6 protein-coding genes are annotated in these 12,493 nt (G+C 40.2%); all 6 read right to left on the bottom strand.

Annotated elements, in window-relative coordinates:
- From I2F54_RS03820 to I2F54_RS03795, 6 genes are read right to left on the bottom strand one after another with little or no spacing between them, the layout of a single operon-like run.
- Positions 1–2,058 carry an alpha-galactosidase gene (locus I2F54_RS03820; RefSeq protein WP_087412835.1) on the bottom strand — a complete coding sequence of 686 codons (2,058 nt, stop codon included), beginning with the start codon at positions 2,056–2,058 and terminating at the stop codon, positions 1–3.
- 13 nt (positions 2,059–2,071) lie between these two features.
- On the bottom strand, positions 2,072–3,949 hold the full coding sequence (locus I2F54_RS03815; RefSeq protein WP_195500553.1) for an FAD-dependent oxidoreductase: 1,878 nt from the start codon (positions 3,947–3,949) through the stop codon (positions 2,072–2,074).
- 12 nt (positions 3,950–3,961) lie between these two features.
- Positions 3,962–5,563: a DUF4832 domain-containing protein gene (locus I2F54_RS03810; RefSeq protein WP_118466700.1), complete on the bottom strand. Its 1,602-nt coding sequence runs from the start codon at positions 5,561–5,563 to the stop codon at positions 3,962–3,964.
- A gap of 5 nt (positions 5,564–5,568) precedes the next feature.
- Positions 5,569–7,257: a SusE domain-containing protein gene (locus I2F54_RS03805; protein ID WP_195500552.1), complete on the bottom strand. Its 1,689-nt coding sequence runs from the start codon at positions 7,255–7,257 to the stop codon at positions 5,569–5,571.
- 20 nt (positions 7,258–7,277) lie between these two features.
- Positions 7,278–8,990 carry a RagB/SusD family nutrient uptake outer membrane protein gene (locus tag I2F54_RS03800; protein WP_195500551.1) on the bottom strand — a complete coding sequence of 571 codons (1,713 nt, stop codon included), beginning with the start codon at positions 8,988–8,990 and terminating at the stop codon, positions 7,278–7,280.
- A gap of 11 nt (positions 8,991–9,001) precedes the next feature.
- Positions 9,002–12,343 (bottom strand): SusC/RagA family TonB-linked outer membrane protein, encoded by a 3,342-nt coding sequence (locus I2F54_RS03795; protein ID WP_195500577.1) that lies wholly within the window; start codon positions 12,341–12,343, stop codon positions 9,002–9,004.
- Between the last annotated feature and the right edge of the window lie 150 nt (positions 12,344–12,493).

The raw sequence follows: 12,493 nt of genomic DNA, 5'->3' as shown, positions 1-12,493 counted from the left end.
TTATTTTATTTCATACTTATACATTACAAAATCATTTATCGCAGGTAGTGAAATTTCCACTGTTCCCAGTCTACCCACAACCGTAGTCATAGCTTTGCCATTACCAAGCACCGGCATACATTTAATTTTCGCACCTGCAGGCAACCATGTTTCTATCCAGCTTTTATTCTGTCCGTTATTCTCTCTGTAAACAAGCAGATAGCCGCTTTTATCGTCGCTGATAGACTGAAATCCTGTCCAAGAGCGTCCGGACGGCTCCTCACCTATCGGCAGTATAACTCCTTGATGAAAGTCATATTGAACTTCTTTGTAACGGTCTATCAATGCTTTTACGGAGAAAGCCTCGTCCGGCAGATTGGAAGCTTCCATCCATGCCAATGGCTGCCCTGCCATAGCAGTTGCAAATAGATACTCAAACGAATAATGTTTCGGAGCAAACGGCTCATTACCATACTTTTCAGTATTTCTCCACTTATTCAGGAATTCTATCTGTAACTTTTCAGCCGGAACATATTTAGCAAGCATCCATAAATTGCGAAGCGTCCAATAAGGGTAATAATTTCCCCAGTCGGTATATCGGTTCTCAAGGAAGATATTTCCATATTCACCGAAAAAATGGTAACCGGCACGGCGGCTTGCCGTCGCATCCAAATTAAACATTACTTTATCGCCCGTTTCCGCCAATACCTTATCGAACAAATTGCGCAGATTAACTTCCGCTCTTTTTGTCGGAATAGTCAGCCCGTCAATTTTAAATACACGAATGCCATATTTACGATAAAGCCCTATCAAAGTTTCAGCATCCTTTTCCCAATCAGCAAAATCGTTCTGAACGCTCGGATTAAACCATAAACCGATTTCAATACCCAGCTCTTTTCCTTTCTCAACGATTGGAGTCAGTCCGTGAGGATACTTGACCGGGTCCGGAGTCCAATAGTCCTCGTTATCCCAAATATTTCGGAAAGAACCTTTGGCTACAGCAGAATTAGGACTTTTCCCAACTTGCCACCCATCATCTATCTGAAAATGAGTAATTCCTAACTTGGCAGCACGCTCCAATTCTTGCAGACAGAAACTCTCATTTACTTTAGTGTCCTGACTACGGTCGCCCCACGTATTCATCATAATCATTTCATCACGACTACGGAAATGACGACGAATATTCTTCTGATAATTACGGAGCGCTGTCAAAGCCTGCAATTCTCCTTCACCATAAACACCTGTTACACAACTGTAAGTTTGTATCCATCTATCTTGCTGAATATCTTTTTCCGTAATACCCAAACCGGTAACCATGAATTTGCCAAACTCTGCCATGAAGTCCACTCCGTTATAAGCTAACTGCACACCGGAGCATGGAGCTTCTTTCAAAAAAAAGAAACCGCAGTTGTCTTCACCGTTACGCGCAAAAAAAAGATTACCGCGATAGTTGTTTTTACGATAAGCTATGATATTCCGTTCAGTCACCAAATTATTGTTCCAGTCTGTTACATCCCAAAACTCAACGGTTTTGACATGCCAATGCTGTCCCTTAAAATGGAGCTGATCCAAAATAGCCGTAACCGACTTGGACTTCATATCTTCGGCAAACTCAATATTCTTACGATCGGCCATGTCAGTCTCTCTCCCGCCAAAAACACTGTTAGCAGTACCTCTCAGATACGTATCACAGGCTATTGCCGGACAATCATCATAGACACGATACACTCGTTTCACATCCAATGTCCCTACGGAAAAGGTAACAATGGTCTGCTGATAGGCAGGATGAATATCCGTTGCCGCTATATCCTCAACCCGGCAATCTCCGCCAAGTCCTGTTTTATCACCTTTAGAAATAAAAAAATCAGGAGTGGCAGATGCCGATAATACGGTTTTTCCATTACATTTATCACTCAAACTATAAGTTATCAGATTACCTCCATTCCAAATAAATTTCCGTTCAATACGGTTATTGCCAATGATCAGCGTATCTCCTGTCCATTTACTATAGCAAGAATTGCCTGCGGAAACAGAGGGCTGTATGCAACATACGGCTAATAATATTAATAATATTCTCATAGTATAACCTGTTTTATCGTTTGATTAAAGCACGGGGCACCGGTAACAGCTCATTGGCTTCGTTAAAACGTTGATTATCCGGTAAACCGCTCTCCTTACCGACTCCTCTTTGCATCCATTCTTTCAACTCTGTCAAATGATGCTGATATACTCCACGAGGAGAGTCCTGATACTTTTTACATAGAGAAGCTGCGATACCGACCACTTCCCCCATCATACCGGTAGTACGCATAACCCGCACTGTACCCAAAGCCACGTGGGTCACGCTGATATTACGTCCGGCCATAAACAGATTCTCCACATTCCGGGAGTACAAACAGCGATAAGGAACCGCGTAAGGGTGTATATAAATGTGCTTGGTTGCAGCCTTAAATTCTGCTCCGGGAAACTTTTTGGAATTCTCCGGATCAGGGAAATGTAAATCAAGACTCCAGGTAGTAGCAAATGAAGCATCCTCATGGAAAACGTTCTTATCAATGTCATCTTGCTTCAGGATATAATCTCCCAACAACCTGCGGGACTCTCTCTTACCGGAAACATACGCTACCCAAGCTAAAGAACGTTTTTTATAAACTCCGTTATCTTTTAAGTGGTTTTTCAAGAAACTCCAATTCGAATAAACTACCATAAGCCCGTAATCACGAATACGTTCCGCATCACTTATCTGGTCAAAATTCATTCCCGTTTCCCATTTCCACTCTCCCATCGTCACTTTTTCACAGTTAGTGTCATTAAAGTCCACACCATAAGAAAATTCCGGAAAAGAGGTTTTCTTATCTGTTTCTTCCGAGTACCATTGGGCAGAAGCTCCCATTGTCATTCTATCAGCAGTAGGGGGTGCCAGTTCTTCACCGAATTCCGAACGGGATTCACGTCCGATACGATAATCGGCACCGGCCAAATAACCAATAGTACCATCACCTGTACAATCGGAAAAGAGTGGAGCTTGCAAGCTTTGTTCTTCACCGGTCTCAACGTGTTTGATAATGACCGAACCAATACGCGTGCCGTCCATTGTAACGGAAACAGCCCTATAATTGGAAAATAAGGTAATGTTCTTTTCTCCGGCTATGAAAGCTGCTTTCTTTTCATCTTCATAGTACTCACCGGGTTGTGCATTTCCCTTACGTGAATGCCCGAACTCACGAATCATACGCCCCAGCCCTTTATTAGGCCCAATTTCAATATGTCCGCCTAAATGTACACGTACTTCGGAACTGTTATTTCCTCCCAAAACCGGACGATCATTAACCAGCGCCACTTTACATCCTAAACGAGAAGCCGCTGCTGCTGCGCACATTCCGGCAATACCACCGCCAATCACAACCAAATCATAAGATTGATGCATTACGGGAGATACAGGCAAATCCAGCATCCTTCGCCGGAAAGCTTCCAATCCGACTTTATCAGCAGGAGGGACTTCTTTAGAATCCGTCGTAAGGTAAATGGCATCACAGCGGCCATTAAAACCGGTCATATCTGTCAATGAGATAGTGGTTTCCCCTTTCTTCAGATTTACTTTACCGGCATATTGCCACTTCCACTCATTACCTTCACATCCTAAAACGGTAGAGAACCTCTTATTACCAACTTTTAAACGGAACTTTCCCGGTCCTTCCCCCTGATGCCAGGGAGAAGTCCAATTGAAGGTACGGACATATACACAGTAGGCCCCACTTTCCGGAATTTGCACTTTTGCAGAAGCATCCTCTACCGGAACTCCCATACCGTGAGCCATCAAATAAGGAGATCCCATAAGATCCATAAACTGTTGGTCTACTACCCAACCACCCTTATTCGTGAAATTCTCCGCCTCTAACCATACGGATGCAGCTCTCGTTTGCAAACAAACTAAAAGCAAACAGAAGTATACTAATATATTTTTTACCATAGATTAAAGACATTAATGAACTGTAACATCACATAATTTCAACCAGCCCTCGGTAGTCAATCTGTCTTTCTTGGCTGAAATTTGTATACCGATAGTATTGTCTTTGGTTGTATCCACCAATCCAACAGCCCAAAGATAATCACCGGCAGCAACATCTGTCAGCTTTAAATTGAAAGTATAAGTCTTCGGAGAACCCTCAATCCAATCGGACAGCGCCGGCTCTGAATCCAAGAAAGTATACTTCGGCTGAAGTGTGTTTTTATCCAATAATGCGAATGCCACCTGATATTTATCTTTCCATTGCGGAATATTAGTCGGACAGTATCCCCAACCCAAATTAGACCAACGATGAGTGATGCGTAATGTTGAGCCATTAGCTACTTCATAAGGTACCGAAATCTTATCTGGATACAGTCTGTAACCGCCTTCTGCAATAAATTCCTGCACCAGACCGTACGCATCGTTGAACCATGAGTACGTTTCACCGTTTATGATATCACTGCTGTAACGTAAGTCCATCATATTTACATAAGAACCTTTTCCTTCATCAAATTCTCCGTGACGAACATCAGCGAAATCGTTATAACCATCTCCCTTAATAGAGTTTCCATGAGTCTTTTTCACCCATCCGCCTTCCATTATGATAGGACGTTTATAACGCTGGCTGGCAGCAAACGCACGTTCCCAGGTTGAGTAATAACTCTTCATTCCAAAAGCATCATGACGAAGGCAATAGCCTTTATCTACTGCACTTTGCAATAAACGTTCCGTTTCTTCATCATAACCGGAATCCGTACCGCGTAATCCGATATAGCGATGATAATATACTACTACAGGAATTTTGTCAAAAGCATTCCGCATGAGATCGGTAGACCAATTGAATACAGCTTCACGTGGAGTATTGTCTCCTGTGGAATAGAATACAGTGTGAGATTCTCCCCATTTACCGAATCCCTGGCCACTGAAATATTGCACTACATCCGGATCATTATACTTTTTAGCGAAATCCATGATGAACTTCTCATAATACTGTTGGAAAACGGGATCATCCGGATAAGGAGACCATACTGTTTTAGAACCTGTTTGAGACGTATAACCGGCCGCACCGCCATTTTTCACATATGCAGGTGTGAAATCATAGCTCTTATCCTGACTATCTATAATCACCGCAAATGCCAACTTCAAGCCTCTTTCGGCAGCACCCTCGACCAGCATCTTGAAACGCTGAGCCGCCTTAGTATTTACATCTTCATCCCATGCATACTTACCTTCTTCCGGATTAAAATCTGTCCAAGAAGCACGAATAAACAGTGTGGTAGCATAATCGGAAACTCTCACAATTCCTGCGGAGGACTGCATATTGTCATAATCTTCCCAATAAGAATCAGCCAATCCATCACCAAGCCCCGCGTAGAGCACCCAACCCATCATGGGATTCTTAACTATTGCGGTACGTTCCGGAATAGTAGAAACAACAACATTACCGGGAGTTTCCCAAACATCAGTTCCTGTACTGTTGTCATCGGAGCAAGCTCCGATGACAATTAATAATATAGACATAATACCGGACAAGAAGCCGTATTTTTTATATTTCAACCTATCTATTGTATACATAGCTCTTATTTTTTATGATCGAAAATGACTTTCAGATTCTCAACATCTACCATAACATAGTTAGTATTCTCAGGAATAATGAAGTAAGCGTAGCGATTATCATCCTGTCCTTCAACCAATTCCAAAGAAGTGCCAGCGGTTGCCGTAATATAACCACATCTTTTCTCATCTCTGTCAGCATCCGCAGTAGACCCAAAAGCATAAGCGTTATTATTAGTTCTCTCTACTCCATCATCTGTTTTAACTCCCACAAAGAACATTACCGAACCCGTTATTTGATTTTTTTCCCAATAATCCCCAGCCGTCTGACGAGGTAAATTGGCACCTTTATAAACAAATACATTAGGATTGGCTAAGCTTTGATTTAATGTATATTTGTCTTGGAAACCCGCCGGAACACCGTCATCATGTGTTTGCCGACCGTTAAACGTACCGTACATCCATAACTTTTCAATAGGTCCGCTATATGTTTTTAAAGTCTCATCCTGTGTATTGCCAAAAGCATTCTGTGCATTCCACGGACCCACCACTTTTGATTGTATATCTGTATCCTGTGAATAAATTCTAATATTCTGATTCTCGGCATCTACCACAATACGATAAATACCATCCTCCGGAATATTCCAATAAGCTCCCCTCATAGCCTTCTCCAGAGCAATCTGTTTAAGCGGCATATTTTGAGCATATTCAACATCTTGTACACCCTCTGTCTTTGGTGCAATAGCATATTGTTTTGTATCAGCAAATAATATTGGCAAATACAGTGAGCCTGCTTTCAGTTCACCTCTAAATGCATACAAGTTGTCATTTTCCAATGTACGGGCAACCTCTATATCTTCACCTGTTACAGCACTTCCTGCAAGATATAGCTTATCTATTTCTATTGTTTCTCCTAATGCGATAATCTTCACAGTCTTAGCGTCAAAGTCTACTGTAATGCGATAATTACCTGTTTCCGGCAAAATCCATGCATTAGTTTCGGTACGGTCTACCACCGTCGCTTCCATAGATTCGGTAGTTATAGCCATATCTGGCGTTACAGGGCATATAGCATTCTCTTCATCACCATACAATACCGGGAAATAAATTCTTCCGGCAGGTAACTCACCACTATACACATATTGTTGAGGATTGCTGGCAGTCGGAACTAGTTCAATATCTTCTTGCCCTTCAACAGCCAAGAATACCTTGTCTGCCATAAATTGTTTCGCGCCATAAGTTTTTACCGTCACACTAACTGTAGCAATATCAGGTACAATCAGGCGAGGCCCTTCAGTAGAAGCCGTAACCGTAAATTTCATTACTCCTTTAGTGCTGGTCAATTGGTCAAACTTATCAATCAATAAATCCTGCAGTTCCTTATTTGTATAGTTACGGATAAACATTCCACCATCCTCATATTCTTTAATGGCATCAGCTTTGCTGCCGACCAATTCCATTTGATAATTATAGGTAACGATATAATCATTCCCATAGTCATGAGACGGTGTCCATTCTAATGTTAAGGCTACTTCATTCGGTTTACTTTCATCCAATATCACATTCTCGGAAGAAGCTGTCAAATTAACCTCATAGTTGTTCCGTGAATAATTATTATCTATATCGTCATTGCCGCAAGCTACAAAGAAGAAAGATAACACAGTCATACCCAGCAGCCTCAAACAACTTTTCTTTATTTCATATTTCTGTTTCATACTACGATTTTCTTAAGAAATTAATATCCATCGTTATTCCCCAGATTAGGACAAAGTTCCATATCATGAGTAGGTATCGGCCACAAATACTGACGGTCGGGAAAGACTCTTTTCGCACCAACAGCAATTTGCCCGGCATTGTACATAGTAGAAAAATCAGCCAGTCCGTCATCATCTATAAGTGGGGTTGACGGCCAAAACCATAAACCTTTAGCAACTATATTATTCTGTAAATCATCCGGCGCCAACATTATATAGTTATAACTATTCAAGGCTTTAGATGCCAATTTCCAACGAATCAAATCCATATAACGTAATCCTTCATTAGCTAACTCCATACGCCGTTCTATTCTTACTGTTTTTCTCAGTTCTGTTTGATCAGTAGTAGTAACAGCAGGATACATTGCTACATTAGCCGCATCTACTCCATAAGCACGTGCACGAACTGAATTGATAGCATTCAGTACAGAATTATCTATTTCATTCAACTCTATCCTTGCTTCTGCATACATCAATAACACATCCGCATATCTCATAAATATTTGATCAGATTCTACCTGTTGCCCGTTTTCTGTCCAAGAAGCATCAATGCATTTCTTCCAAAGCAACCCATTATATGAAGCATATTGCTGAACTGCACGCGAATCTTGATTGGATTGCTTCTTACCTGTTGAGTAATTCATGACTTCTTTTGCATCCGGGCGAGGATTATATTCAAAACCACAATGAGCAGTTTCAAATTCTACAATAGTTTGGGCACAACGCGGGTCTCTGTTTTTAAAAGGATTACGAGGATCGAACAAAGGTGATTCATCAATGGGAAGCCCGTCAGTACAAAGAAAAGCCGCCAACAAATCCCATGACGGATTATCAGAACCATATCCGCCTGCGTTACGGGGTAACTCATTTTTTACAATCCACGGGGTCAATACTACTTCATTGGCAATAGAGCGAGGGATTACAAAAATCTTTTCCGGATTACTTTTAGTACTTTGCAGAAATAATTTACTAAAATCGGCTTCCAAGGAGTATATACCTAAATCCATACAGTCCTTAGCGGCTTTAGCTGCAATTTCCCAATCACTCATATACAGAGCAAAACGAGCTTTCATAGCATAAGCAGCTCCTTTAGTGAAATGTTCAGCCTCCGAACCATAAGAAACCGGAAGATACTCAATCGCTTTATCAAAATCCTCATATACTAATGGAATCAATTCTGCTTTTGGCTTACGCCCCATCCGCTCCGCTTCAGTAATAGTCATATACTTATCCAAATAAGGAACATCCCCCCAATAAAATATCAAATCGGCATATTTACAAGCTCTGGCAAAATAGGCCTCACCCTCGTACTGGTTGATAACCTCTTCAGACAAACCGGCATTTCTCGCTCGTTCAACGCCTTCAAGTAATGAATTGGCACGCGCTATCAGTTTATACGACTGTTGCCACAGGTGATAAACTTCATAAGTTTGCCCATTCAATGTACCGTCTAATAAAGTTTTACGGTTCGTATTACGATAAGTGAAGTTATCAGAATACTGCTCCATGCTCTCAGGAGAATCCATCTTCCAGTAACCAAGTATATAGAATTCATTAACAGCCATTTTTAACTCTGTTTCCGTGGTATACCATGATTCACTGTTTCCCTGTGACTTAGGCACCATATCCATGTCAACACAGGAGGTAAAGGCCAGGCTCAAGCCTGCCATAAATGTTATCAGTTGATTTTTCATAATATATTCATTTAAAAGTTTACTGAGAGTCCAAACAATAAAGAAGTCGTGATAGGATATGAGGATACTCCCATTTCAGGGTCCCAACCTTCCGGATAATTGCTTATGCAGAATAAATCGGAAGCGCTGACATACAGACGTACTTTCTTAATTCCCGCTTTTTGTGTCCAAACACTTGGCAAAGTATATCCTAAAGTAACATTCTTCAAACGGAAATAAGCGCCATTAAACAACCAAAAACTGGAAGTTGCGTAGTTGCTGTCCCTATTGACTTGGCTCAAACGAGGATATTTGGCTTTGGCATTTTCTTCGGCAGTATTAAACGGACTCCAATAATTACCATCAACAATAGAAGGAATATTGCCATAGTTATCACGCAATGGCTGCACCATTTCTTTCGTAAGATAAGCATTTTGCTTTCCAATACCCTGAAATGCAACAGACAAGTCAATTCCTTTATAACCTGCATGAATATTTCCACCATATTGGAAACGAGGTAAGGAGTTACCTAATGGTACACGATCATAGTCTGCAGAAATTTTTCCATCCGGAACTCCGTCAGGGCCGGATATATCTTTATATTTCAAATCACCTACTGTTATCTGGTTATTTAAGGTAGCAGAATTATCAACTTCTTCTTGTGTCTGATAAATACCCTCGCAAACATAACCATACCATTCATTAAACAGGACACCGGCACGTTTCACTTTACCATCACTGATAATATCGCTATTTCTAAGATAATCTATTTTCGACTTGAAATCTGACAGGTTTGCAGAAATACTATAACTAAAATCATTAATACGGTCATTCCAACTTATTTCAAGGTCAAAGCCTGTGGTGGACATCTTACCGGCATTATTCTTCGGATTAGCATATCCCATTGAATAAGGGATTTCAATAGACAAAAGCATATCTTTCGTCTTTTTCCAATAATAATCCGCAGTTACACGTAAGCGATTATTCAGAAACCCCAAATCAACACCTATATCTGTCGAAGTGGTAGTCTCCCATGTAATATCTTCTACTGCCAGATTACGCTGGGCAGCTGTTTTTTCAGAGACAACAGCCCCATCTTTATAAAACAAAGCATTATTAAATGTCATCAATGCCATATATGGAAAATAGTTATCCCCAATGCGCTCATTACCAAGCATACCCCACGAGGTCCTTAGTTTCAAAAATGACAACCAATCAATATTGGCATTCTTCATAAACTTCTCCTCACTAACTACCCAACCGGCAGAGAATGAAGGAAATGTCCCCCATCTATATTGACTTGCAAAACGGGAAGAACCATCATAACGTATATTTGCCTGAAAAAGATAACGGTCGGCATAGCTGTAAATAGCACGCCCAAAAACAGAATTGGAAGTATATTCACTGCCTGTTCCACTATTAGCCATATAATCCTCGGGACCGATATTCAAATAAGGATATTGTGTAAGTTCATACTGGTCACGACCAGCCGTCAATTCCTCTTTTTTCATCACATAATTTTCATATCCAGCCATTAATGTAATATCATGTTTACCGAAGGATTTCATATAATTGGCTATCACCTGAGTAGTAACATGCCAATTGTCTTTACGTTCTTCTGTCAATTCGTTCGTACTATACGTCACTCCACCACCTTCTAGATTACCACCGATTGCATCCGGATTATCCATCAAAGTATAAGAAACTTGGTTTCTAAATTTCTTATTCTTTTGATAATTGATAAATGGAGCAACAATTGCCTGCAAACTAAGTCCATCGAAAGGCTTGAAATTAAGAGCAGCCTTTCCACCTATTTGTGTACTATGTGCAACTGTACGGCCACCATATAATAACAGACCATAAGGATTTGCGCCAGACTTACCCGATGCAAGACGTCCGTCATCCCAAGTTGCCGGATATACGGCCGGCATCTTACGCATATCGCCAAAAGGATCATAAATTGAATTTCTATTTTTGGCATGCCGTATAGTAACATCCAACGTGGCACTTAATTTATCATTGATAGTAAAGTCATTGTTAACACGAAACATGTAACGTTGAAAACCTCGACCATCATATAATCCATCGACTTCATCATAAGAAAGAGAAGCTTGGGTTCTCACAGATTTATTACCCCCGGAAAGAGAAACTGTATGCGTTTGTCTTGGTGCCGAATTATTCAGCATCAAATCACGCCAGTTTACTATAGGATAATTATTGGGATCTGTTTTATTATACTTTACCCAGTTTTTTACTTGATCTGAAGTATAAAGTTGGAAAAGTCCGCCACCAGGATTATCATTATAAAGCAGTTCGTTATTCATCTCCAGATAACGAGTAACTCCCACCATACTTGGTTGTTTAGTCGGAATTTCCCAACCAAACTCCCCCGTATATGTCAAATTTAAATCCGATTGAGAGCCTCTTTTTGTAGTAATCAAAATAACACCAGCAGCAGCTTTGGCACCATAAATAGAAGCTGCCGCCGCATCTTTTAATACAGAGATATTCTCTACATCATTTGAATTTACGTAGTCAATATTATCACATTGAACTCCGTCAACAATAATCAACGGTTCGGAATTATCCATTGTCGTAATACCCCGTACATGAATACTACTAGCAGAAGCACCCGGAGCATTGTTATCACGACGGACCATCATACCAGAGACAGAGCCTTGTAATGCAGTAGAAAGAGTTGTCGTTTTTTTAGCAACCAAATCATCACCTTTCACTGCAGCAACAGCTCCTGTCAAATCTTTCTTCTTTACTGTTCCATAACCAATAACTACCACCTCTTCCAGTGTTTTAGAATCTTCTTTCAATACAATCTTAAAAAAAGTCCGATTATCTATAGACGTCTCCTGTGATGTATAGCCAATATAAGAAATAAGTAATGTCGCTCCTTTAAATGCATCTAGCGAAAAATTACCATCTATATCGGTTATAGTGCCCATAGTGCTACCTTTAACCATGACTGAAGCACCAATTAAAGCTTCTCCATTTTCATCGGCTACATTACCCGTAACCTTTACATTCTTCTTATTAATTTCCTGCTGAGTTTTATCAACCTGCGGCATGGAAATTATTACTTGACGTCCGGAGATTTTATATTCTAATTTTGTTTGTGTTGAAAGTTCTTTCAGAATCGTATCTATTTTCCTATTGACAACTGATATTGAAACTTTATTATTAAGTACCTTTTGTACATTTTCCGAATAGACAAAAACATAGTCACTATGTGTTTCTATATAATTCAAGATGTCCTTCACCGTTGAATTGGTAGCTTGTACTGTAAACAAATTTTCTTCTGCATTCCATTTTACTACAGTTTCGCCAAAAACCGAGCAAGGAATCATCAAGAAGATGCTCATTACACCAAGAAAGTTTATTCTCTTCTTTAAGTGTAAAAAAGTAGTTTTCTTAAACATATACTATTTATTTGGTTAACAATTTTGGATTTTATTAATTTGAGGTATATCAGATGAGTATACTTATAGTCATCTGGAATTTATTATAGTCGT

Origin of the sequence: Bacteroides clarus (genome assembly GCF_015555825.1) — a bacterium.
GTDB lineage: Bacteria > Bacteroidota > Bacteroidia > Bacteroidales > Bacteroidaceae > Bacteroides > Bacteroides clarus.
Note: the sequence above shows the minus strand (reverse complement) of the source record. Positions and strands in the feature narration are given on the sequence as shown.